Here is a 22,637-nt window from a genome sequence, read left to right on the forward strand (position 1 = left end):
GGAAGCTAAGCCTGTCTGCGCCGATGGTACTGCACTCGACAGGGTGTGGGAGAGTAGGACACCGCCGAACACCCGTTACCGAAGACCCCCAACATTGTTGGGGGTCTTCGGCTTTGAGGAGGGGAGCCGCTTTCGCGGGTCCCCTTTTCTCGTACGCGGACATTCGGTCGGGCTATGCTCGGATACGTGGGACGGAACGGGCCGGCGACAAGCGTGACCGGTGATTTCGAACTCACCATGGACGAACTGCGGGCGGTCGTCCGATACGTGGCGGAGAGTGCACAGGACGTGCTTCCCGTCTTCGAGGAATCCGTGCCCGAGGACCGTCGTCCACGTTCAGCACTCGATGCGGCGCGAGAATTCGTTGACGGTGCGCGACGAACGAGACTCCAGCGCGTCGCCGCCCTGGATGCCCACCGAGCTGCGAAGGATGCACCGACGGAAGCGGCTTCCCTCGCCGCGCGGTGTGCCGGCGATGCCGCCGCGGCTGCCTATCTGCACCCGATCGCGAAGGCCACTCAGGTCGGGCACATCCTGCGTACCGCTGCGAGTGTCGCTCGCATCGCCGAACTCCGTGCGGGCGGAGACCCGACGGCAGCTGAGGACTCGCTCGACGACGCCCGGCGCCGTGCGACCCCCGTGGTGGTCGACGTCCTGTCCAGATATCCGATCGCCCCTACCTCGAGAAGTCGTGTCGGACAGTTGATGAGCGCACTGGATGCATCTCTGCGCCCTCGGAACTAGGCGGTCGGTGCCGGGGGAAGCTCTCGCGTGCTCAACCACGCCTCCCACAGCGACCGGAGCGAGACGTCCGAGAAACGTGCGGCGAGATCCTTGAACTGCGCCGTCGTCACGTTGCCGTGCCGGTGTTCCGCGGTCCACGTCCGTAGGAGGGTGAAGAACGGCTCGTCGCCGAGCTGCACTCGCAGGGCGTGCAAAGTCAGTGCTCCGCGCTTGTAGATGCGGTCGTCGAACATGTCCTTCGGGCCCGGATCCTCGAGCAGGATGTCCTGCGGCTTTCGGGCCAGACCCCGGTGGGCGTCGAGCGCATGTGCATGCGCCGACCTGCCGCCCGAGTTCTCCGACCACAACCACTCCGCGTAGCACGCGAATCCTTCGTGGAGCCAGATGTCGCACCAACGGTTCAGCGTGAGGCTGTTGCCGAACCACTGGTGCGCCAACTCGTGTGCGACGAGCCGTTCCTCGCGGCCGGTGCCGTCGCAGAAGTTCGCGCCGAAGATCGACAATCCCTGTGCTTCGAGAGGGATCTCGAGGTCGTCGTCGGTCACCAGAGCGGTGTAGTGCGCGAACGGGTACGGGCCGAACAGGCGCGTGAACAACTCGAGCATCTCGGTCTGGCGAGCGAAGTCCCGATCGAACGCCGCGCGCAACCGAGGCGGATGGATGCCGTACTGGGGCACGGGTTCGTTTGAGAGGGTGCGTATCTCGTAGTGCCCGGTCTGGACCGTGGCGAGATAGGTCGCCATGGGTTCGGGTTGCTCGTAGACGCGGGTGGTGCGACTCGCCTTCGTGGTCTTGTGCACGAGGGTGCCGTTCGCGATCGCGACGAACGGAGCGTCGGTGGTGACCGCGATGCGGTAGGTGGCTTTCGAACCGGGATGGTCGTCGCAGGGGAACCAGGTGGGTGCGCCGTTGGGCTGACTCGCGACGAGCGAACCCTCGTCGAGTTCTTCCCAGCCGACCTCACCCCACATGGTCCGCAGTGGGGTGGGGGTTCCCGAGTACTGCACACCGAAGACGAGGACCGCCCCGGCAGGGAGTTTCTCGGCGGGGGTGACGGTGAGCTTGCCGCCACGATGCGCGAACTTGGCGGGACGTCGCCCGTTGACGGTCACCTTCGTGACTCGCATCGACTGCGCGAGATCGAGCGAATACTTGGCGCGCACGTCCGTAGTCGTGGCGATGATCTTCGCCCGGCCGTCGAGCCGATTGGACACGACCTTGTAGGTGAGTTCCAGTTCGTAGCGGGAGGCCCGGTAGCCGCGGTTCCCGCTCTCGGGCAGATAAGGGTCGAGCGGCCGGTCCGCGGCGACCGGCGCGACGGGCTTGGCGGCCTTGATGGGCTTCACCGCGGCGACCAGTCGTTCGGCGTGGTCCACGGCGTGATCGGATTGCCCTGCCAGCGAGTGGACGGCGGGACGACGTCGCCGCGCATCACCAGCGAGGCCGGGCCGACGGTGGCACCGTCGCCGATGCCCGAGGCGGGCAACGCGACGCATTGGGGGCCGAGCGTGGCGCCGGCGCCGAGGGTCACGGTGTCCATGGACATGATCCGATCATGGAACAGGTGGGTCTGTACAACGCAACCGCGTTCGACGGTCGCACCGTCGCCCAGGGACACCAGGTCGGCCTCGGGCAGCCAGTAGCTCTCGCACCACACACCGCGCCCGATCCTCGACCCCAGCGCGCGCAGCCACAGGTTCATCACGGCGGTGCCCGCCGCGGCCCGGGCGAACCACGGTGCCGCCACGGTCTCCACGAAGGTGTCGGAGACCTCGTTGCGCCACACGAACGAACTCCACAGCGGGTGCTCGACGCGTCCGATCCGACCGACGACGAGCCATTTCGCGATCACGGTCACGAGGCACGCCACGGCTCCGGCCACCATGAGCACGAGACCGCCCAGCAGCGCAGCGGCGAGATAGCCCCAGTGCACGGCGAGGGTGTTGAGTGCGAAGAGCACACCGAGCCCGATGCCGTAGGTGACGACCATGGGCACGAGCCGGAAGGTCTCCACCGCGCCGCGCGCGATCTTCAGTTTCAGCGGCGGTGCGAAGGTGCGGCTCGCGTCGCTGTCACCGCTTGCGCGCCGCAGGCGCACCGGGGGACTGCCCAGCCACGACGAGCCGGATTTCGCCTTCTCCGGAGCCGCGGAGAGCACCGCGACGAGCCCGTGCTTCGGGACGCGCCGACCCGGCGCCGCCATACCCGAGTTGCCGAGGAAGGCACGCTTGCCGACCTTCGCATGCGAGATGTACAGCCACCCGCCGCCGAGTTCGTAGGAGGCGACCATCGTGTCGTCGGCGAGGAACGCTCCATCGGCGACCTTGGTGAACTTGGGAACCATCAGCACGGTCGACGCCTCGACGTCCTTACCGATGTCGGCGCCGAGCAATCGGAGCCAGATCGGGGTGAGCATCGACGCGTAGAGCGGGAACAGGAAGGTGCGCGAGGAGTCCATGAGGCGCTCGGTGAACCACACCTGCCAGCCCACGCGGCTGCGCACGGGATGCCAACCCTCGGTCATCCCGACGGCAAGCAGTCGCACGGCCGTCAGGGTGAGCAGGGCGAAGACGAACATCGTCAGCAGCGCCGCGACGGGCAGCATCGCCAGGGAGTGCACCACGGCGTCGGAGACGGTGGGGGTGTCGTGCACCCACCACACCAGGAGCGCGACCCCGGCGGCGATCGAGACGACGGGCAGGCCGCCGAGCAGGATCGACGACAGCGCGTAGACCGGCACCCACCTGCCGCCCCGCGGCGGTGTCGCGGCGGGCCACGGCCGGTCGGCCTTGCCGGCCTTGCGGGCGGGGGAGCCCGACCAGTTCTGCCCGGCTTTCACGCGACCGAACACCGCGGATCCGGCCTCCACTTCGGCGTCCTTACCGATCCGCGCGCCGGGGGCCAGGAACGAGCGGGCGCCCACCGTGGCGCCGGCACCGATCCGGATGCTTCCGATGTGGACGAGGTCGCCGTCCACCCAGTAGCCGCCGAGGTCCACCTCCGGCTCGACGGCACACCCGTCGCCGAGTTCGAGGAGACCGGTGACCGGTGGAAGACTGTGCAGGTCGACGTCGCGGCCGACCTTCGCTCCCAGCGCCCGCGCGTACTGCCGCATCCAGGGAGCGCTCGAGATGTTCACGGCACCCACGGCCTCGGACAGTCGCAGAGCCGTCCACAGCCGGAGATGGACGCTCCCACCGCGTGGGTAGCTTCCGGGCTCTATGCCGCGCAGGAGCAGACGCGAACCCGCGACGGAGATCGCCATGCGCCCGACGGGCGTGAGGAACAGCAGGACACCGAGCGCGACCCACCACCACGACAGGGTGACGGTCCACGGCACGTCCACGACGAGCGCGACGACGTTGTTCAGGATCGCCAGCCAGGTCACCCACTGCAGTCCGGTGAGGGTGGTGAGGACGGCGGTCACGGCGATCTGCCCGAGCTGGGCGAGCCGCGGCACCGGGGTCACCTCTCGCGGTGTCGCCGCTTCCGTCGGCGCGAGTTCGTCGAGGTAGACGGCGAGCGATCCGAGCCTCGGGTGGTCGTACAGTTCTGCGACGGTCATCTCCGGATACCGGCTCCGCAGCGCCGTGACGAGTTGCGCCGCCGCGAGGGAACCACCGCCGAGTTCGAAGAAGTCGTCGTCGACGCCCTCGATCCGGGCGCCGAGGATGTCGGTCCACAGTTCGGCGACCCATTCGGCGGTGGGATCGAGACCGAGTGCTTCCACCGAGTCGGCATCGGCGCCGGGCAGCGGCCACGGCAGAGCGTTGCGGTCGACCTTGCCGGACGTGCGGGTGGGCAGTTCGTCGACGAGCGCGAGTCGGGGGACGAGCGCGGCCGGGAGTTGTTCGGACAGCAGGTCGTGGGCCGACGCGATGTCGAAGTCCGGATCGGTGGAGGCGAGGTATCCCACGAGGATCGAATGTCCCGCGGCCGTCTTGCGGACCGCGCACGCACCGCCCGCCACGCCGGGCAGGTTCTGCAGTGCGTTGTCGACCTCGCCGAGTTCGATGCGGCGGCCACCGATCTTGACCTGGTCGTCGGCGCGTCCCTGGAACAGCAGACCGGCGCGGTCGAGCGTCACGAGATCACCGCTGCGGTAGGCGCGGTCCCAGCCGAGCGTGGGCATCGGAGCGTACTTCTCGGCGTCCTTCGCCGGATCGAGGTAGCGCGCGAGGCCGACACCACCGATGACGAGTTCACCGGTCGCGCCCTCCTCGACGGGGTTGCCGTCGGCGTCCACGACGGCGAGATCCCATCCGTCGAGGGGCAGGCCGATGCGGACCGGTCCGGTGCCGTCCATCAGCGACGCGCAGGCCACGACCGTCGCCTCGGTGGGGCCGTAGGTGTTCCACACCTCGCGTCCCGGAACCGCGAGACGTTCGACGAGATCGGGTGGGCAGGCCTCGCCACCGAAGATGAGCAAACGCACCGCCTCGAGGGCTTCGGCCGGCCACATCGCCGCGAGGGTGGGCACCGTGGAGACGACGTTGATGTTGCGCGAGACGAGCCACGGCCCGAGGTCCATGCCGGAGCGGACGAGCGCGCGGGGCGCCGGAACCAGGCAGGCGCCGTGCCGCCAGGCGAGCCACATCTCCTCGCACGAGGCGTCGAACGCCACGGACAGCCCGGCCAGGACCCGGTCGCCGGGACCGAGCGGCTCCCCTTGGCAGAACATTCGCGCTTCCGCGTCGACGAAGGCCGCCGCATTGCGGTGGGTGACGGCGACACCCTTCGGTGTTCCGGTTGAACCGGAGGTGAAGATGATCCACGCGTCGTCATCGAGGTTCGGGCCCCGCACCACCGGGGTGCCCGACGGCGCGGCCGTGCCCGGTCCGATGCCCTCGTCCGTGACGATGGCGGTGACCTGCGCTTCCGAGAACACGAGTTCGGCCCGCTCGTCGGGATCGTCGGCGTCGACGGGGACGTACGCGGCGCCCGCGGCGAGAATGGAGAGAATCGTCACATACAGGTCGCTGCGCCCGGAGGTCATGCGGACCCCGACCCTGTCGCCGGCCCCGACGCCCGCGTCGTTCAGCGCATACGCACCGGCGATCACCGCCTCGACCAGTTCGGCGTATTCGAGGACCGTCGCGCCGTCGTCGATCGCGGGGGCGTCGGGATGTGCTTCGGCAGTGCTCCGCAGCAGGTCGACGAGGGTGCGGGCGGGTGGAGCGTGCGACGCGCGGAGGAACTCGTCGGGGATGGGGGACCGGCCGACGGGGGTCGAGGTTATGGCTGGCAATTCCGCGGGTCCTTCTGCTCGATGGTGCTTCCGGTTATCTCACGTCCGGGTGGACGGCAGGTGAACGTTCGGCGCGCAGAACGCGTGTCGGCGTCGTGCGGTGCCGAGCGACGCGGAGCTGTGCGGGGTTGACACGGCCCGGTCGTCCTGCCATTCTCTTCGCCAGGTCATGAGTACCAGCGTCAAGCCCCGGCTAGCTGGTCGGCAACCCTCCAACCGCGGTGGGGTGCTCCGGGTGACGACCGGGCCGTGAATCCACTACCGGACACGGCAAGCGCGGACTCCGCCGGCGACGAGAATTCTCCGTCGTAGGCGTCACCGGCGGGTCCCCGAGTACACAAGGGATTTGTCATGACTGCTGTAGCCACCACCACCTGCATCGCTCCCTTTGCCGCCGTTTCCGGCTGTGACGTGCAGGTTCCGCTCGTCCAGGGGGGTACCTGCACCTATGCGAACTTCGACTACGCGGCGAGCGCACCGGCGCTGTCCGCCGTCACCGACCGCATCACCGAGCTGCTGCCCTTCTATGCGAGCGTGCACCGCGGCGCCGGATACGCTTCGCGGATCAGCACCACCGCCTACGAGGACGCCCGCTCCTCCGTGTCGCGCTTCGTCGGCGCGGCCGACGACCAGGTCGTCGTCTTCACGCGCAACACCACCGATTCGCTGAACCTGCTCGCGAGTGCGGTGCCCGGCGATGTCGTGGTGCTCGACATCGAGCACCATGCGAATCTGCTGCCCTGGAAGAACTCTCGCATCGTCGAGGCTGCGGACACCGTCTCCGAGACGGTATGGCGTCTCGCGGTCGAACTGCAGCGCGCACCCGCGGCCCTGCTCGCCGTCACCGGTGCTTCCAACGTCACCGGTGAGGTCCTGCCGATCGCCGAACTCGCCGAGCTCGCACACGCTTCCGGTGCCCGGATCCTCGTCGACGGTGCGCAGCTCGTGCCCCATCGCCGTGTCGATCTCGTCGAGCTCGGTGTGGACTACCTCGCCTTCTCCGGCCACAAGCTGTACGCGCCGTTCGGTGCGGGAGTGCTCGTCGGCCGCCGAGACTGGCTCGACGCCGCCGAGCCGTACCTCGCCGGTGGCGGCGCGGTGCGCGAGGTGCGCCTCGATCACACCGAATGGTCCTGCGCCCCTGCGCGTCACGAGGCCGGCACCCCCAACGTGCTCGGCGTCGCCGCCCTTGCCGCCGCGTGCGATGCGCTCGCCGGTTTCGACGCCGACGCGGTGATCCGTCACGAGGAGGCCCTGTGCGCCCTGCTCGTCGACGGTCTGCAGGCCATCGACGGCGTGGAAGTGCTTCGGCTGTGGAACGATTCGGCCGACAGTGTCGGGATCGTCACCTTCACGGTCGACGGCTACGAGCCCGGCCACGTCGCCTCCTATCTGTCTGCCGAGTACGGCATCGGCGTCCGTGACGGACGCTTCTGCGCCCACCCGCTGCTCGCGCGGGTCGGTCGTGCCGGCGGAGCCGTCCGGGCGTCGCTCGGACTCGGCAGCTCGTCCGACGATGTCGAGCGGCTCCTCGGAGCGCTCCGGTTGCTGGTCGAGAACGGGCCGACGTGGGTGCACGCGAAGACCGCCGGCGTGTGGAACCCCTCGCCGGAGACGCGTCCCGGCCTCGGAGCGACCGACGGCGACGCATCTCCGTGCGTCTAACGGTCGACAATTCCCCATAGGATCAGTAGGGTAATTCGCATGGGACGGACGAGGACGATCGCTGCGGCACGCTGGTGCCGTCGCCATGTCGACCTCTGCCGTACGGCATCGGGAATCTGTCCGGACTGAAGGTCTTCTCCCTCACAGTCTTCCGGCTCACAGGCCGATCCCTCCGTGCCGCTCCGCGGCCCGTACCGAGAGGTATCCCATGTCCGTCGCATCCACCGTCACCCCTGTATCCGCAGACCCGGCCGTCGTCGAGTCCGCCGCGATCCGGCCGTTGCGCGTCGCCGTCGAACTCACCGGTCACTCCGGGCCCGACTACTGGGCCGACCTGACCCTGGGACGTGTCGGCGACCCGCCGCTCGACCTCAGCGCCGATGTATCCAACGTCGTGCGGGTGCGTGCCGCCGACCTGCGTGAAGCCGGGAAACTGCGCGACCGCATCCGTGCAGAGGCCGCCGAGGAGGGCCGCGATCCCGATTCGGTCACGGTGCTCGTCGACGTCGAGATCGTCCTTGCCTCCGATGCCCGCACCGCCCGCACCCGGCGCACCCGCCCGGAATCGACTCGCGGGGAGGCCGGCACGCTGTCCTATGTCGGAACGCCGCACGGTCTCGCCGGGCTGATCGCGGACATCCATGCCGTGCAGGTCGCCGATGGCGTCACGCTGATCCCGCTCGCCGCGCCGTTCACCGTCGAGCATCTCGTCGACGGAACGCTGCCGTGGCTGGAGTCGCGCGGCCTCGTCGAGGTCTCGTCGACCGTCGTCGAGGTCCTGCGCCGGTTCGGTGAGGGCGCTCGGACATCCGTGCGCGCTTCCTGACACGCATCCGTATCGCGAAGGAGGGGCAGGAGTTTCGACTCCTGCCCCTCCTTCGCATGCGTTCACGCCGTACGGCGGTCGAGTGATTCGACGACGTGTACGCGCGGATCGGGATCGAACCGGTAGCCCGATCCGCGGACAGTGGTGATGATGTTGCCGAAACGACCCAGCTTGGAACGGATCCGGGAGACATGGACGTCGACACTGCGGTTGCCGCGGTCGGTGTCGAAGTCGTCGTTCTCCGAGTATCCGGCGCCGAGGGGCCTCAATGCCGCGCGGGACACCACGACGCGGGGCCGACGCACGAGGTGCGCGAGGATCTCGAATTCGCTGTGACTCAACTCGACCCGCTGATTGTCGAGCACCAGCCCCCGGGCCGGCAGATCGATGACCAGAGGGGTCGGGCCGGGGCTGAGAAGAGTGTGGGTGCGCGCACCCGGGAGCAGATCGAGCGCGGTCTCCCGCAGAGCATCGGCGAGGGCGGCGAGATCGCCCGCCGACCCGGCGTTCGTGTCCGAGATCTGCACGATGAGAACGAGTTCGGGGGAATCGACCGAGCTGCCGGCCGGGTTCTCGATGGAGGACGTGGTCATGGAAGGGCTCCGCTGGTCGGAAGGTGAACGGCGCCGGGCAGGCAACTACCCGCAGCAGTGCGGCGCCGGAAAAGAGGAAGGGATGGTGCGGATCTCAGAACGCACAGAGGCACGAGCGGGTACGACACAGGTCGACATGCCTGCGGCTCCACGCTCGGACTGTCACGACGGAAAGTGTACCCGGATGGAGATGCCGGTGTACCGGTAGGTGGACGGTCTCAGTCCACGTCGACGTCGATCGCCGCGGTGATGCGCATGAGCTCCGAATAGACGGTCCGGAACAGTGTGTTCGGGCATCCACCCGACGCCCACAGATCCGGGTGGAGCTGCAGCGCACGGTCGATGTAGGTGGGCAGGTTCGTGGGATGACCGAGCGGTGCGACGCCACCGAGCGGCTGGCCGGTGACCTCCGTGACCAGGTCGGAGGGGGCCGGCACGAGTTCGCCGCCGAGCCGCTCGCCGGTCCGCTCGACCGACACGCGATGCGCCCCGGACACCAACAGCAGGATCGGGTCGTCATCGAGCAGGAAGACGAGCGACTTCACGATCGCGCCCACCTCGACACCGACCGCGGCGGCGGCCTGCTCAGCGGTGTGCACGGTCTCCGGCTGCTGGACGATCAGACCGTGATGGCCGCGGGCGATGAGCGTGTCCGAGACGCGGTGGGCATTCGGATGCAGCGACCTGGTCATGGATCAAGAGTAGGAAAATCGCCGCCCGATGGGCGCGGTTCCGAGGACGCGTCGTCGTCGTGTCGTGTCGTGGGGTGGCTCGATACAGTCCGTACGTAAACAAGTTACCCTTCGGTATTAACGCCTCTCCTGCCAGAAGGCAGGAGATTCCCGGCTCGGACCGCAACCGAACCACCCAGGAGGTGATCCGCCTGTCTGACGTCGTCGACACCGGTGTGGCCACGCTCCGCCACAGCCAGAATCACTCAGGCAGCGTTCCGGTCCCGGCATGCGCTGTAGTCGCAGGCCGAGCATCGGAAGGTTCGTTCGCCGAGTTCGAGGCGTTGCTTGGCTCTCGCGAAACATCTCGAACACGTCATCGACGTGTATGCGGGCCGTACCAGCACCACCTTCCGGCCGGCCCGCGTGCCCTGCTCGACGAGTTCGCGCTTCGCAGCGCCGATCGCGGCGTCCGCCGCTTTCCTCGCCATCGTGGATCGGGCGAGGAACTGGGGGCGGAAATCCTCCACGGCGATCAGTGCGTGGTGTGCGACCACCCCGCGCGCCCACATCCGTGCCTCGCGCTGGTTCCGCCGAGCGGCCTTCTTCTGCACCTGCGACGCACGTTTGCGGGCTCGCCGGTATCCGTTGGACGGTCGGCTTCCCTTGGGTCTGCGTCGGCGAGCCATGGTTCGTTGCGCCTTCGCCAGCTCCGCCGCGCAACGCTTGCGATGACCCCGGTGCGGCAGGTCGAACCGCTCGTCGGTGGTGGTCGCCGTGTGGGTCACTCCCCAATCGACACCGATCGCCGAACCAGGCGGCGCCGGAGCCGGAGGTTCGGTGCTGCGGGTGACGACGAACGACGCGTACCAATCTCCGACCGAGTCGCGGGTGATGCGCACACTCGACGGTTCGGATGGCAGTTTCCGCGACCACACCACCGGAATTGTGACGCCCTTCGGCAAGCGCAATCGGCCTTCCTGGATCCGGAAGCTGCGACGGGTGTACTCGAGAGTCGGCGACGTTGCCTTCCGGGACTTGAACTTCGGGCGGTTGCGTCCTTTCACCGCGAACGACGAGTCGAGCGCACGAGCGTAGGTCCGCAACGTCTGTTGTTGAGCGACCTGGGAGCCGGCCCGCAACCACGCCGATCGTCTGCGCGTCTCGGTCAGCTGTTTGCTCAGCTTCCCGGAAGTGGGTCGTGCGCCCGTCTTCTGGAGGTGCACGGCTTCGTTCCACAGGAACCTGCAGCGATGCCATTCGTCGAGCAGCGCGCGTTCGGCGTTGCTGCCCGCACGCAACCGGAAGTTGTAACGCACAACCTCGACCCCCATGCCCGGGCACGCTATCGACGCCCACCGACAGATTCCGTCGTCACCATCACAAGCCCGACCCTGGAAGGAGGACGGCAGTTCTCACCCTTGTGAGGGCCGAGAGCCGCCGAACACACAATGTCCGATCTCTCGCCTTGGAAAGCGTTCACCGTCGAACGCAAGGATCACGTCGCACAGGTCACGCTCATCGGCCCCGGCAAGGGCAACGCCATGGGCCCCGACTTCTGGGCGGAATTGCCCGTCCTCTTCGGTGAGCTCGACGCCGACCCCGAAGTCCGCGCCGTCGTCCTCGCCGGTTCCGGCCGGAACTTCTCCTACGGCCTCGACCTCGTCGCCATGGGCGGCAGCCTCGGCGCCGTCGTCTCCGGCAAGGCGCTCGCGAAGCCGCGCACGGACTTCCACACGTTGATCAAGAACATGCAGGCGGCCATCACGGCCGTCGCCGACTGCCGCAAGCCGGTCGTCGCCGCGGTCCAGGGCTGGTGCATCGGCGGAGCGGTCGACCTCATCTCCGCCGCCGACATCCGCTACGCGAGCGCCGACGCGAAGTTCAGCGTCCGCGAGGTCAAGGTCGGAATGGTCGCCGACGTCGGCACCCTCGCCCGGCTCCCGCTCATCATCGGCGACGGTCACGTCCGCGAGCTCGCGCTCACGGGCAAGGACATCGACGCCGCCCGCGCCGAGAAGATCGGTCTCGTCAACGACGTCCACGACGACGCCGATGCAGTGCTGGCCGCCGCTCACGCGGCCGCCGCGGAGATCGCCGCCAACCCGCCGCTCGTCGTCCAGGGCATCAAGAACGTCCTCGACCACACGCGCTCGCCGCAGGTCGACGACAGCCTCCGCTACGTCGCGGCGTGGAACGCGGCGTTCCTGCCGTCGGAGGACCTCACCGAGGCGATCACCGCCGTCTTCGAGAAGCGCCCGCCGCAGTTCAAGGGCGAATAGACCCCGCAGACGACGGATCCCCCGGACGATCGCATCGTCCGGGGGATCCGCGTTGTACAGGCTCGGTGTCAGTGCCCGCCGTTGTTCTTCAGGCGCTCGACCGACGCGGTCACCTCGGCCTCGGCCTCGGCGCGACCGACCCAGTCGGCGGCCTCGACGTGCTTGCCCGGCTCGAGATCCTTGTAGTGCACGAAGAAGTGCTTGATGGCGTCGAGCTCGAACTGCGAGACGTCGCTGATGTCCTGGACGTGATCCCACCGCGGGTCGCCGGCCGGGACGGCCAGGATCTTGTCGTCGCCACCGGCCTCGTCGACCATCTTGAACATGCCGACGGGGCGGGCCTCGACGATCACGCCGGGGAAGACCGACTCGGGCAGCAGGACCATGCAGTCGAGCGGATCGCCGTCCTCACCGAGGGTGTTCTCGATGTAGCCGTAGTCGGCCGGGTAGCCGAACGAGGTGTACAGGTAACGATCGAGCTTGACGCGTCCGGTCTCGTGATCGACCTCGTACTTGTTCCGCTGTCCCTTGGGGATCTCGATGGTGACCTCGAACTCCACGCCTTGCCTCACTTCGTCGGTGTTTTTCCGGCGGATACGACATCCGTATCTGCGGTGATGGTCCGCAGAGAGGATAACGGTCGCGGCGCTAGGCTGGAGGTGCAGGTACCGGGGCCCCGAGTGCGTCACAGCAGTGTGCGGCCGGCAGCGGGAAGTGCGGGTAGCTGGTCGACCAGTGTGTGCAGGATGCAGCGGAGGCGTGTTGACGGGGCAGGGCGGCAACAAGAAGCAGGGTTCACTGGCAACCAGGCGACGACGGAACATGAAGATCCTCTTCGGGATCTGGGGAGCGGGTTTCCTCGCTCTCGTCGTGGGCGGAGCCTTCGCGATCTACGACGTGCGGGCGTCCGCCGGCGCGGTCGTGCTCCCCGCACCGGCACCGGTGATCGCGACCCCCGCGGTCGCCGCGGTCTCGCCCGACGCTCCGACGCCCGACCCGACCTCGCTGGCGGCGGCACTCGACCAGGCGGTGAACAATCCCGGCCTCGGTGACTTCGCCGGGTCGATCACCGACCCCACGACCGGCACGGTGCTGTGGTCGAAGGACGCCGATCGCGCGCTGATCCCGGCCTCCACCACGAAGATCCTCACCGCCGCGGCCGCCATGCTCGTGCTGCCCTCCGATCATCGGATCACCACGCGTGTCGTCGAGGGTTCGAAGCCGGGGGAGATCGTCCTCATCGCGGGTGGCGACCCCACCCTCTCGGCGATGCCGCCCGGCGAGGAGAGCTTCTACCCCGGTGGTCCCCGCATCGCCGACCTCGCCGAACAGATCCGGCGCAGCGGCACGACGGTCGAGACGGTCCTCGTCGACACGAGTCTGTACAGCGGGGATCCGCTCGCGCCGGGCTGGTTTCCCCAGGACGTCGGCGACGGTTACGTCGCACCCATCGAACCGGTGATGCTCGACGGCGCCCGGTCGAACCCACTCGAGGACGAATCGCCTCGCAGCGCTACGCCCGCCCTGGACGCCGGTCGTGCACTGGCGATGGCGCTCGGTGCCGACCCCGCGCGGGTAGCGCTCGGATCCGCCTCACCCGGTGCGGCGCCCATGGCGTCGGTCCAGTCGGCGCCACTCACTGTGCGTCTCGGTCAGATGCTGCGCCGATCCGACAACGTCCTCGCGGAGACCATCGGACGGGAGGTCGCCGTCGCGACGGGCAACGAGCACTCGTTCGAGGGCACGACGAAGGCGGTGACCGGTACCCTGCAGCAAGCGGGTCTGGACGTCACCGGTGTGACGTTGCGCGACGTCAGCGGGCTCTCGGTCGAGAACCGGATCCCTGCTCGTACGCTCGATCGCGTGATCTCCGAGGCGGCCGGACCGAACAGGACGGAGCTGCGGCCCATGCTCGACTATCTTCCCGTCGCCGGAGCGACCGGCACGCTCGCCGACCGCTACGGCACCACGACCCGTGCCGGAGCCGGATGGGTGCGGGCGAAGACCGGCACTCTGACCGAGGTCAACGGACTCACGGGATACACCGTCGACTCCGACGGCCGCGTGCTGTCGTTCGCTCTGCTGTCCAACGGCCGGTCCCCGAGCGAGGCTCGGCCCGCCCTCGACGCCGTGGCGTCGGTACTGCGTGAGTGCGGTTGCCGATGACCGGCAAGGAGCGGGCACTCGGCGACGCGATCGACTGGTCGTTCGCGGCCGGGGTCGGCGTGCGCCTCACCCGCTCCGAACCCGCGATGTCGCGGTACACCCGCGATGCGGTGCAGGACGAGTTGTTCTCGGCCGCCGCGCGCGCCGAGGGACCGGTGCGCGAGCACACGCGTCTCGACGACGGAACCGAGCCGCCGCCCGCGCAGGTCGTCGACCGGCCGGGCTGGGTACGTGCGGCCGCGGCGTCGATGGCCGACCTCACCGCGACCTCGGGCGAGGATCCGGCCGGCTCCTCCCTCCGCTGGGTGGGCAAACCGGCGGGCGCGCAGGCCGGCGCGATGCTCGCCTACCTGTCGTCCGCGGTGCTCGGACAGTACGACCCGTTCTCCCGTTCGCTGCTGCTCGTCGCGCCCAACGTCGTCGCGGTCGAACGCGCCCTGAAGGTGCCGCCCGCCGACTTCCGGCTGTGGGTGTGCCTGCACGAGGTGACCCACCGCGTGCAGTTCGCACAGGCACCGTGGATGGCCGAGCTGATGCGCGAGGCCGCCGCCGACCTCGCCACCGCGGTCGACGAACCGATGGGCGACGTCGCGACCCGCGTGGTGTCGGCGGTGAAGGACCTGCGCACTCCCGGCGACAAGGCGATGTCGGAGCGGGGCATGCTCGGTGTCGTGCGGGCGCTGCAGGCACAGTCTCAGCGCGAGTCGTTCGATCGGATCCTCGCGCTCGGAACGCTGCTCGAAGGCCACGCCGATCATGTGATGGACGGTGTCGGCCCGGCCGTGGTCCCGTCGGTCGCGCGGATTCGGCGGGCGTTCGACAACCGGCGGCACCGCAACAGCAGCCCGGTGCATCGCCTCATCCGGCTCGTCCTCGGCATGGACGCCAAGATGGCCCAGTACGTGCACGGCAAGAAGTTCGTCGACGCCGTCGTCGCGAAGGTCGGCACGGACGACTTCAACGCCGTGTGGTCCGGTCCGGACGCCCTGCCCACCCTGACGGAGATCGACCATCCCGATGCGTGGATCGCGCGGGTGCTGAGCTGATCGTGGCTTCACCGTCCAACGATCGTCCGCTGCTGCCCGAAGCCCCGGCGATCCACGAGGTGCGCCTCGCCGTGCGGGCCTGGCTGGGCGCGCACCCGGCCGACGCGGTGACCGTCGCGTTGTCGGGCGGGGCCGATTCCGCCGCCCTGACAGCCGCCGCCGTCGCGGAGACCGAGGCGGTGCACGCCGTCGTCGTCGATCATCGCCTCCAGTCCGGTTCCGAGGTCGTCGCCGCGCGGGCCGCGGAGTTCGCCCGGGCCCGCGGCTGCGCGACCGTCATGGTGGTCGGTGTGGACGTCACCGGTGGGGGAGGCCTCGAGGCCGCCGCGCGCGCGGCCCGCTACCGGGCGCTCGACGAGAACCGCGACGACCGGACCGTGTTGCTCGGGCACACCCTCGACGACCAGGCCGAGACGGTGCTGCTCGGTCTCGGCCGCGGATCGGGGCTGCGTTCGATCCGCGGGATGGCACTCTTCGACCCGCCGTGGGGCCGGCCGCTGCTCGGCGTGCGCCGCGACACGACCCGCCGGGCGTGCGACGAACTCGGCTACCGCCCGTACGAGGATCCGCACAACACCGACGACCGGTTCACGCGCGTGCGTCTGCGCCGTGAGGTACTGCCGCTGCTCGAGGACGTGCTCGGTGGGGGCGTCGCCGAAGCCCTCGCGCGCACGGCCGGGCAACTGCAGGACGACGGCCACGCCCTCGATGTCTGGGCCGGCGACCTGCTCGCGACAGCGCGGCGCGAGGACGACCTGCTCGACACCGACACTCTCGCGGCGGCTCCCGCCGCAGTACGACGCAGAGCCCTCCGATCGTGGCTGATCGATCACACCGTCACGCCGAACGAGACGATGCTGCGGACGGTCGACGATCTGGTAGCGGCGTGGCGCGGACAGGGCCCGGTCGCGGTCGGACGGGGCCCGCGGACGGGGACGAGGTTGGTGGTGTCGCGTCGGCGTGGCACGCTTGCCGTGGAGTACGTCGACCGGGCGAAGGTCCGGGCGACCGGCAGCAGAAGGTAGGGAAGGACCCCGGTGTACGAGAACGACATAGCGTCGGTGCTGATCTCCGAAGAACAGATCAAGGAGCGGACCGCAGAGCTGGCGCAGTCGGTCGCCGAGCGTTACCCGGTGGGTGCGCCGGAAGGCGATCTGCTGCTCATCGGGGTGCTCAAGGGCGCCATCTTCTTCATGACCGACTTCGCGCGCGCTCTGCCGATCCCGACGCAGATGGAGTTCATGGCCGTAAGTTCGTACGGGTCGTCGACCTCGTCCTCGGGTGTCGTGCGCATCCTCAAGGACCTCGACAAGGACATCGCCGGTCGCAACGTCCTCATCGTCGAGGACATCATCGACTCGGGTCTGACGCTGTCGTGGCTGCTCAAGAACCTCTCGACGCGCAACCCCGCGTCGCTCGAGGTCGTCACGCTGCTCCGCAAGCCGGAGGCCGTGAAGATCGACGTCGAGGTCAAGGACGTCGGATTCGACATCCCGGACGAGTTCGTCGTCGGCTACGGACTCGACTACGACGAGCGCTACCGCGACCTGCCCTACATCGGCACGCTGGATCCCAAGGTCTACAGCAGCTGACCTCCGGTCGAGCCGCGTCGTGAGGTCCCCGGCTCGGGGAACTCCGGTTCCGTCCCGATCGTTGTCGATTACGACGTCTTCCCGGTGTCGGCTCCGGTCGGTGCCGGGGCGACCGCTCGTTGCTACGCGGTAACCTTGCGTTGCTTGGTCAGTGACCGTCGCGGCGTGCGGCCACCCCGGGCGCGAAGCGCCGCGACTGCGAGACCCCGACGAACTCGATCGAAAGGACCGGCCGCTCGGGCCGAACCTGTATGAACCGCAAGACAGTGTTCCGTAATCTGGCGATCGTCGCCGGCATTCTGCTGGTGATCTACGCCTTCAGTTACTTCGGCGACGACACGCGCGGTTTCACCCAGGTGGACACGTCCGTCGCGGTGTCCCAACTCGAATCGCAGAACGTCAGCGAAGCCCGCATCGACGACCGCGAACAGCAGGTGCGTCTGTGGCTCGAGAACGGCAACGACGCGACCGAGGGCAGCACCGAGATCATCGCGAAGTACCCCGCGTCGGCCTCCGAACAGATCTTCGACCTGGTCGCCGCGTCGGGCGCGCAGAAGTACGACACGAGCGTCACCCAGGAGAGCTGGCTGACCTCGATCCTCATCTTCGTCCTGCCGATGATCATCCTGCTCGGCGTGTTCTTCTTCGTGATGAGCCGCATGCAGGGCGGTGGTCGCGGCGGCATGATGGGCTTCGGCAAGTCGAAGGCCAAGCAGCTGTCGAAGGACATGCCCAAGACGACCTTCGCCGATGTCGCCGGCGCCAACGAGGCCGTCGAGGAGCTCTACGAGATCAAGGACTTCCTGCAGAACCCGGCGCGCTACCAGGCGCTCGGCGCGAAGATCCCCAAGGGCGTACTGCTCTACGGTCCTCCCGGCACCGGTAAGACCCTCCTCGCGCGTGCCGTCGCCGGCGAGGCGGGCGTCCCGTTCTTCACGATCTCCGGTTCGGACTTCGTCGAGATGTTCGTCGGTGTCGGCGCCTCCCGCGTGCGCGATCTGTTCGAGCAGGCCAAGCAGAGCGCTCCCTGCATCATCTTCGTCGATGAGATCGACGCGGTCGGCCGCCAGCGCGGCGCCGGCCTCGGCGGTGGTCACGACGAGCGTGAGCAGACCCTCAACCAGCTGCTCGTCGAGATGGACGGCTTCGGGGACCGCTCCGGCATCATCGTGATGGCCGCGACGAACCGCCCCGACATCCTCGACCCGGCACTGCTGCGTCCCGGCCGTTTCGACCGTCAGATCCCGGTGACGAACCCCGACCTCGCCGGTCGCCGGGCGATCCTCGCCGTGCACTCGAAGGGCAAGCCGATCGATCCCAACGCGGATCTCGGTGCGCTCGCCAAGCGCACGGTGGGCATGTCCGGTGCCGACCTCGCGAACGTCGTCAACGAGGCCGCGCTGCTCACCGCCCGTGAGAACGGCACGGTGATCACCGAGGCGATCCTCGAGGAATCGGTCGACCGTGTCATCGGCGGTCCCCGCCGCAAGAGCCGCATCATCAGCGAGCACGAGAAGAAGATCACGGCCTACCACGAGGGTGGTCACACCCTCGCCGCGTGGGCGATGCCCGACATCGAGCCGGTTTACAAGGTCACCATCCTCGCCCGCGGCCGCACCGGCGGTCACGCGATGACGGTGCCCGAGGACGACAAGGGCCTGATGACGCGTTCGGAGATGATCGCGCGCCTCGTCATGGCGATGGGCGGTCGTGCCGCGGAGGAACTCGTCTTCCGCGAGCCCACCACCGGCGCCTCGTCCGACATCGACCAGGCCACGAAGATCGCGCGCGCGATGGTCACCGAGTACGGCATGAGCGCGAAGCTCGGCGCCGTCCGCTACGGCCAGGAGCAGGGCGACCCCTTCCTCGGCCGGTCGATGGGTGTGCAGTCCGACTACTCGCACGAAGTGGCACGCGAGATCGACGAGGAGGTCCGCAACCTCATCGAGGCCGCGCACACCGAGGCGTGGGCGATCCTCAACGAGTACCGCGACGCCCTCGACATGTTGGCGGGCGAGCTGCTCGAGCACGAGACGCTGACCCGCAAGGATCTCGACCGGATCCTGGCCGACGTGAAGAAGCGTCCGCGGATCACGACCTTCAACGATTTCGGTGATCGGGTCCCGTCCGACAAGCCGCCGATCAAGACGCCCGCCGAGCTCGCGGCCGAGCGTGGCGAGCCGTGGCCGCCGGAACCGCCGTCGCTGACGAAGCCGGCGCATCAGCACCCGCAGTATCCGGGCCAGGGCGAGGCGCCCGCTCCCGCCGGCTACCAGCCCGGCGCGCAGCCGCAGTACCAGCCGGCGAACGGCTACCCCCAGCCCCAACAGCAGTCGCAGCCGGTCCCGGCCTCCGAGCCGCTTCCGGGCTTCCAGCCGACGGCTCCGTATCCGGGTGGTCCGCGGCACGCGACGCGTCCGGACTACGGTGCTCCCGCCGGATGGTCGGCTCCCGGCTGGCCGCCGCGCGAGCAGACCCCGCAGGAACAGCAGGGTCACGGGCCGCAGGGCCCCGGACAGCCTCAGGGATACGGATATCCGCAGGGCCCTCAGGGGCAGAACCCCCAGAGCTACGGACAGCCCAGCTACGGACAACAGGCCCAGGAAACGCAGAGTTTCGGGCGTCCGCAGGAGCCGCAGGACGCCGACCGTCCGTCGGACTCCGGCGAAGACGGTGCGGCAGATGCGCACCGTGGTGAGAACCACGTGGGAGACTCGCAACCGCGCGATGGTTACGGCGCTCCCGAACCCCCTCCCACACAGCGGTGGGAAGGCCCGGCCGGCCGGCACTGATCCGTGTCGGTGAGTCGGTACGGGGCGCGCATCGGGGCCGTCGGTTCCGATGGAGACGAGTGAGCGAAGAGTGGAGGGCGAGCGGGTGTCGGTGAACCACCTGAAGTCGGATACGGGTTCCGACCCGGAGGATGTGACGACCCACGAATTGAGCGTGGACGCGGGTCGTACATTCGACCAGGCCCGAGCCGAAGCGGCCGTGCGTGAACTGCTGATCGCGGTGGGTGAGGATCCGGACCGCGAGGGCCTGCGCGACACTCCCGCCCGGGTGGCTCGTGCCTACCGCGAGGTGTTCGGGGGACTGTTCACCGACCCGGACGAGGTCCTCGACACGACCTTCGACGAAGGTCATCAGGAACTCGTCCTCGTGCGAGACATCCCGATGTACTCGACGTGCGAACACCACCTCGTGTCGTTCCACGGCGTCGCCCACGTCGGATACATCCCGGGCCCCACGGGCCGCGTCACGGGTCTGTCGAAGCTGGCGCGTGTCGTCGACCTCTACGCCAAGCGTCCGCAGGTCCAGGAACGCCTCACCAGCCAGATCGCCGACGCCATGATGCGCAAGCTGCAGCCGCGCGGCGTGATCGTCGTGGTCGAGGCGGAGCACCTGTGCATGGCGATGCGCGGCATCCGCAAGCCCGGTGCCAGCACCACCACCTCCGCCGTGCGCGGGCTGTTCCAGACCAGTTCGGCGTCGCGTGCCGAGGCCCTGGACCTGATCCTGCGCCGGTGACCGTCTTCCCCGCCGAACAGTGGCCTGTCGTGATGGGCGTACTGAACGTCACCAGTGATTCCTTCTCCGACGGCGGTCGCTATCTGGACTGCGAGACCGCGATAGCCCGCGGCTTCGAGCTGCGCGAGCTCGGCGTCGACATCGTCGACGTGGGTGGCGAGTCCACCCGGCCCGGGGCCGTGCGCGTCGACCCGGAGGTCGAGGCGTCCCGCGTGGCGCCGGTCATCGCCGCTCTGGCGGAGGCAGGCATCCCCACGAGCGTGGACACGATGCGCGCCTCGGTCGCCGAGGCGGCCGTGGAGGCCGGGGTGACCATGATCAACGACGTCTCGGGTGGGCGCGCCGACGCCGACATGGCCGCGGTGGTCGCCGAGGCCGGGGTGCCGTGGATCCTCATGCACTGGCGTCCCCTCGGCGAGTTCGTCCACGCGGGCGGTTCGACGCACTACGAGGACGTCGTCCGCGAGGTCCGCGAGGAGCTGCTCACGCAGGTCGACATCGCGGTGGCCGCAGGCGTGGACTCCGACAAGATCGTGCTCGATCCCGGTTTGGGTTTCGTGAAGGAACCCGACCACAACTGGCAGTTGCTGCAGCGCCTGCCCGAACTCACCGAACTGGGGTTCCCGGTGCTCATCGGGGCGTCCCGGAAGCGATTCCTCGGATCGCTGCTCGCGGCGCCCGACGGCACGGTCCGCCCGCCCTCGGGTCGTGAGGTCGCCACGGCCGTCGTCTCGGCGCTCGCCGCCACACACGGCGCATGGGGCGTACGCGTCCACGACGTGCAGGCATCCCGCGACGCGCTCGCGGTGGTGCGTGCCTGGCAGCGCGGCAGCGCGGAAGGAGTGCACGCGTGAGCGACCGCATCGAACTACGGGGACTGACGGTCCGGGGCAACCACGGCGTCTTCGAGCACGAGAAGCGGGACGGTCAGGACTTCGTCGTCGACATCGTCGTGTGGCTCGATCTCGCGCCGGCCGCGGCATCCGACGAGCTGGCCGACACGCTGCACTACGGCGAACTCGCCGAGCGAGCCGCGGCGATCATCGCCGGTCCGGGCCGCGATCTCATCGAGACGGTCGCGGGGGAGATCGCCGACGAGGTGCTCACCGACCCGCGTGTCGCCCGGGTGGAGGTCACGCTCCACAAGCCGTCGGCGCCGATCCCGCTGACCTTCGGCGACGTCGCCGTGGTGATCGACCGCTCCCGCAGCGATGCGACGGGGAGCGCCTGATGAGTCGTGCCGTGCTGTCCATCGGATCGAACATCGGCGACCGGCTCGCGCACCTGCGGTCGGTCGTCGACGCATTGGGCGAGCGGGCCGTCGCCGTCTCGGCGGTGTACTCGACGGCACCGTGGGGCGGCGTCGAACAGGAGGATTTCCTGAACGCGGTCGTCGTCGCGGAGGATGCCGCCTTCGGTCCGCGCGACTGGCTGCGGTTCGGCCAGGAACTCGAGGAGGCCGCCGAACGCGTCCGGATCCAGCGCTGGGGTCCGCGCAGCCTCGACGTCGACGTCGTGACCTGCGTCAGCGGCGAGGGTGAGGTGCGCAGCGACGATCGGGAACTGATCCTGCCGCACCCGCGCGCACACCAGCGGGCGTTCGTGCTCGTCCCGTGGCTCGACGTCGAACCCGAGGCCGTGCTCACCGCCGAGGGCCGGCGGCTGGGCATCGGCGACTGGCTAGACGAACTCGACGCCGCCGAACGGGAAGGTGTGCACCGCACCGACCTGGCGCTGGCCGGGCCGAAGACCCAGGGACACGCCGAGTGCTGAAACAGACCCGGATCCGAGATCTGCTGGCGCTGGCCGTGCTGGCAGCGATCGTCGCGTGGTTGCTCGTCCGCACAATGTACGGTTCGCTGCCGCCCATCCCCGTCTACGCGGGAGCCTCGCTGTATCCCGTCGCGGTCATCGAGGTGATCCTGGCGTTCATGATCCGGTCGCGGGTCGGCAAGCACGAGATCGGTGAGGGCCCCGGCAGGTTGCATCCCATCACCGCCGCCCGCGCGGTCGCGCTCGCCAAGGCGTCCGCACTGGTGGGTGCCGCGAGCGCCGGAGTGTGGGCCGGGTTCCTGCTGTATCTCGTACCGCAACGCGGCGTCGTGCAGGCCGCCACCGACGACACGTCGGGGGTGCTCGTCGGAGCCCTCGCCGGCATAGCGCTGGCGGCGGCCGCGTTGTGGCTCGAATACTGTTGCCGGACACCGGAAGACCCCGACGAACCGAACGAACCGGCGCTCTGACATCGGATTTCGGGGTGGGGAAGGGCGTGTCGT

Annotated in this window: 20 protein-coding genes and 1 riboswitch; of the genes, 14 read left to right on the forward strand and 6 right to left on the reverse strand. The window is 69.0% G+C overall.

Annotation, left to right across the window (positions count from 1 at the left end):
* The first annotated feature begins 213 nt into the window (after positions 1-213).
* Positions 214-744 (forward strand): putative immunity protein, encoded by a 531-nt coding sequence (locus NVV99_RS04490; RefSeq protein ID WP_024102829.1) that lies wholly within the window; start codon positions 214-216, stop codon positions 742-744.
* On the opposite strand, the gene NVV99_RS04495 is transcribed toward NVV99_RS04490, so the two are convergent.
* Together NVV99_RS04495 and NVV99_RS04500 are read right to left on the reverse strand one after the other, a co-directional pair.
* The gene (locus tag NVV99_RS04495; protein ID WP_024102830.1) at positions 741-2,120 is read right to left on the reverse strand and encodes a M1 family metallopeptidase; all 1,380 of its coding nucleotides are present in this window, start codon (positions 2,118-2,120) and stop codon (positions 741-743) included. The genes NVV99_RS04490 and NVV99_RS04495 overlap by 4 nt on opposite strands.
* Positions 2,087-5,992, reverse strand: a complete 3,906-nt coding sequence (locus NVV99_RS04500) for a Pls/PosA family non-ribosomal peptide synthetase (protein WP_024102831.1) — start codon at positions 5,990-5,992, stop codon at positions 2,087-2,089. The genes NVV99_RS04495 and NVV99_RS04500 overlap by 34 nt, the downstream gene beginning before the upstream one ends.
* A gap of 165 nt (positions 5,993-6,157) precedes the next feature.
* A riboswitch (SAM riboswitch) is annotated at positions 6,158-6,275 on the forward strand.
* Positions 6,276-6,343: 68 nt separating this feature from the next.
* Between NVV99_RS04500 and NVV99_RS04505 the strand changes: the two genes are divergently transcribed.
* Both NVV99_RS04505 and NVV99_RS04510 read left to right on the forward strand, forming a co-directional pair.
* Positions 6,344-7,657 carry an aminotransferase class V-fold PLP-dependent enzyme gene (locus NVV99_RS04505; protein ID WP_024102832.1) on the forward strand — a complete coding sequence of 438 codons (1,314 nt, stop codon included), beginning with the start codon at positions 6,344-6,346 and terminating at the stop codon, positions 7,655-7,657.
* A 208-nt stretch (positions 7,658-7,865) separates the two neighbouring features.
* Positions 7,866-8,483 (forward strand): LLM class flavin-dependent oxidoreductase, encoded by a 618-nt coding sequence (locus tag NVV99_RS04510; protein ID WP_024102833.1) that lies wholly within the window; start codon positions 7,866-7,868, stop codon positions 8,481-8,483.
* Positions 8,484-8,545: 62 nt separating this feature from the next.
* Here NVV99_RS04510 and NVV99_RS04515 read toward each other — a convergent pair whose 3' ends face one another.
* From NVV99_RS04515 to NVV99_RS04525, 3 genes are all read right to left on the reverse strand, one after another.
* Positions 8,546-9,076, reverse strand: a complete 531-nt coding sequence (locus NVV99_RS04515; protein ID WP_006550528.1) for a winged helix-turn-helix domain-containing protein — start codon at positions 9,074-9,076, stop codon at positions 8,546-8,548.
* Between the two features lie 218 nt (positions 9,077-9,294).
* Positions 9,295-9,768, reverse strand: coding sequence for a YbaK/EbsC family protein (locus NVV99_RS04520; protein WP_024102834.1), 474 nt, complete (start codon positions 9,766-9,768; stop codon positions 9,295-9,297).
* A 245-nt stretch (positions 9,769-10,013) separates the two neighbouring features.
* A complete protein-coding gene (locus tag NVV99_RS04525) occupies positions 10,014-11,081 on the reverse strand; it encodes a transposase (RefSeq protein ID WP_242411676.1) in 1,068 nt (355 codons plus the stop codon).
* A gap of 117 nt (positions 11,082-11,198) precedes the next feature.
* On the opposite strand from NVV99_RS04525, the gene NVV99_RS04530 reads away from it, so the two are divergent.
* The gene (locus NVV99_RS04530) at positions 11,199-12,029 is read left to right on the forward strand and encodes a crotonase/enoyl-CoA hydratase family protein (protein ID WP_024102835.1); all 831 of its coding nucleotides are present in this window, start codon (positions 11,199-11,201) and stop codon (positions 12,027-12,029) included.
* Positions 12,030-12,097: 68 nt separating this feature from the next.
* On the opposite strand, the gene NVV99_RS04535 is transcribed toward NVV99_RS04530, so the two are convergent.
* Entirely contained in the window at positions 12,098-12,589 is a 492-nt protein-coding gene (locus tag NVV99_RS04535) for an inorganic diphosphatase (protein ID WP_006550524.1), read from the reverse strand.
* Between the two features lie 262 nt (positions 12,590-12,851).
* Between NVV99_RS04535 and dacB the strand changes: the two genes are divergently transcribed.
* The 10 genes from dacB to NVV99_RS04585 all read left to right on the forward strand — a co-directional run bounded on the left by dacB (position 12,852) and on the right by NVV99_RS04585 (position 22,604).
* The gene (dacB, locus tag NVV99_RS04540) at positions 12,852-14,195 is read left to right on the forward strand and encodes a D-alanyl-D-alanine carboxypeptidase/D-alanyl-D-alanine-endopeptidase (RefSeq protein ID WP_024102836.1); all 1,344 of its coding nucleotides are present in this window, start codon (positions 12,852-12,854) and stop codon (positions 14,193-14,195) included.
* A complete protein-coding gene (locus NVV99_RS04545; RefSeq protein WP_033096982.1) occupies positions 14,192-15,241 on the forward strand; it encodes a zinc-dependent metalloprotease in 1,050 nt (349 codons plus the stop codon). The genes dacB and NVV99_RS04545 overlap by 4 nt, the downstream gene beginning before the upstream one ends.
* Positions 15,217-16,266, forward strand: coding sequence for a tRNA lysidine(34) synthetase TilS (gene tilS / locus NVV99_RS04550; protein WP_051424879.1), 1,050 nt, complete (start codon positions 15,217-15,219; stop codon positions 16,264-16,266). Before NVV99_RS04545 ends, tilS begins: the two co-directional genes overlap by 25 nt.
* Positions 16,267-16,278: 12 nt before the next feature.
* Positions 16,279-16,833 (forward strand): hypoxanthine phosphoribosyltransferase, encoded by a 555-nt coding sequence (hpt, locus tag NVV99_RS04555; protein WP_006550520.1) that lies wholly within the window; start codon positions 16,279-16,281, stop codon positions 16,831-16,833.
* Positions 16,834-17,084: 251 nt separating this feature from the next.
* A complete protein-coding gene (gene ftsH / locus NVV99_RS04560; protein ID WP_024102838.1) occupies positions 17,085-19,625 on the forward strand; it encodes an ATP-dependent zinc metalloprotease FtsH in 2,541 nt (846 codons plus the stop codon).
* A gap of 70 nt (positions 19,626-19,695) precedes the next feature.
* A complete protein-coding gene (gene folE, locus NVV99_RS04565; RefSeq protein WP_016692984.1) occupies positions 19,696-20,361 on the forward strand; it encodes a GTP cyclohydrolase I FolE in 666 nt (221 codons plus the stop codon).
* Positions 20,362-20,393: 32 nt separating this feature from the next.
* The gene (folP, locus tag NVV99_RS04570) at positions 20,394-21,215 is read left to right on the forward strand and encodes a dihydropteroate synthase (protein WP_197539145.1); all 822 of its coding nucleotides are present in this window, start codon (positions 20,394-20,396) and stop codon (positions 21,213-21,215) included.
* Positions 21,212-21,592 carry a dihydroneopterin aldolase gene (folB, locus tag NVV99_RS04575; RefSeq protein ID WP_006550516.1) on the forward strand — a complete coding sequence of 127 codons (381 nt, stop codon included), beginning with the start codon at positions 21,212-21,214 and terminating at the stop codon, positions 21,590-21,592. The genes folP and folB overlap by 4 nt, the downstream gene beginning before the upstream one ends.
* Entirely contained in the window at positions 21,592-22,134 is a 543-nt protein-coding gene (gene folK / locus NVV99_RS04580; protein ID WP_024102841.1) for a 2-amino-4-hydroxy-6-hydroxymethyldihydropteridine diphosphokinase, read from the forward strand. The genes folB and folK overlap by 1 nt, the downstream gene beginning before the upstream one ends.
* Positions 22,128-22,604: a DUF3180 domain-containing protein gene (locus tag NVV99_RS04585; protein ID WP_019290198.1), complete on the forward strand. Its 477-nt coding sequence runs from the start codon at positions 22,128-22,130 to the stop codon at positions 22,602-22,604. The genes folK and NVV99_RS04585 overlap by 7 nt, the downstream gene beginning before the upstream one ends.
* Positions 22,605-22,637: the final 33 nt, after the last annotated feature.

Origin of the sequence: Rhodococcus sp. PAE-6 (assembly GCF_025290685.1) — a bacterium.
In the GTDB taxonomy this organism is placed as follows: Bacteria; Actinomycetota; Actinomycetes; order Mycobacteriales; family Mycobacteriaceae; genus Rhodococcus; species Rhodococcus pyridinivorans.

What these genes read in the sequence shown, in the direction of transcription:
- ftsH (WP_024102838.1), top strand. Translation starts at nt 17,085, where the DNA reads ATGAACCGCAAGACAGTGTTCCGTAATCTGGCGATCGTCGCCGGCATT.
- folP (WP_197539145.1), top strand. Translation starts at nt 20,394, where the DNA reads ATGGGCGTACTGAACGTCACCAGTGATTCCTTCTCCGACGGCGGTCGC.
- NVV99_RS04520 (WP_024102834.1), bottom strand. Translation starts at nt 9,768, where the DNA reads ATGACCAGGTCGCTGCATCCGAATGCCCACCGCGTCTCGGACACGCTC.
- folK (WP_024102841.1), top strand. Translation starts at nt 21,592, where the DNA reads ATGAGTCGTGCCGTGCTGTCCATCGGATCGAACATCGGCGACCGGCTC.
- NVV99_RS04525 (WP_242411676.1), bottom strand. Translation starts at nt 11,081, where the DNA reads ATGGGGGTCGAGGTTGTGCGTTACAACTTCCGGTTGCGTGCGGGCAGC.
- dacB (WP_024102836.1), top strand. Translation starts at nt 12,852, where the DNA reads ATGAAGATCCTCTTCGGGATCTGGGGAGCGGGTTTCCTCGCTCTCGTC.
- NVV99_RS04510 (WP_024102833.1), top strand. Translation starts at nt 7,866, where the DNA reads ATGTCCGTCGCATCCACCGTCACCCCTGTATCCGCAGACCCGGCCGTC.
- NVV99_RS04545 (WP_033096982.1), top strand. Translation starts at nt 14,192, where the DNA reads ATGACCGGCAAGGAGCGGGCACTCGGCGACGCGATCGACTGGTCGTTC.
- NVV99_RS04515 (WP_006550528.1), bottom strand. Translation starts at nt 9,076, where the DNA reads ATGACCACGTCCTCCATCGAGAACCCGGCCGGCAGCTCGGTCGATTCC.
- NVV99_RS04530 (WP_024102835.1), top strand. Translation starts at nt 11,199, where the DNA reads ATGTCCGATCTCTCGCCTTGGAAAGCGTTCACCGTCGAACGCAAGGAT.
- NVV99_RS04505 (WP_024102832.1), top strand. Translation starts at nt 6,344, where the DNA reads ATGACTGCTGTAGCCACCACCACCTGCATCGCTCCCTTTGCCGCCGTT.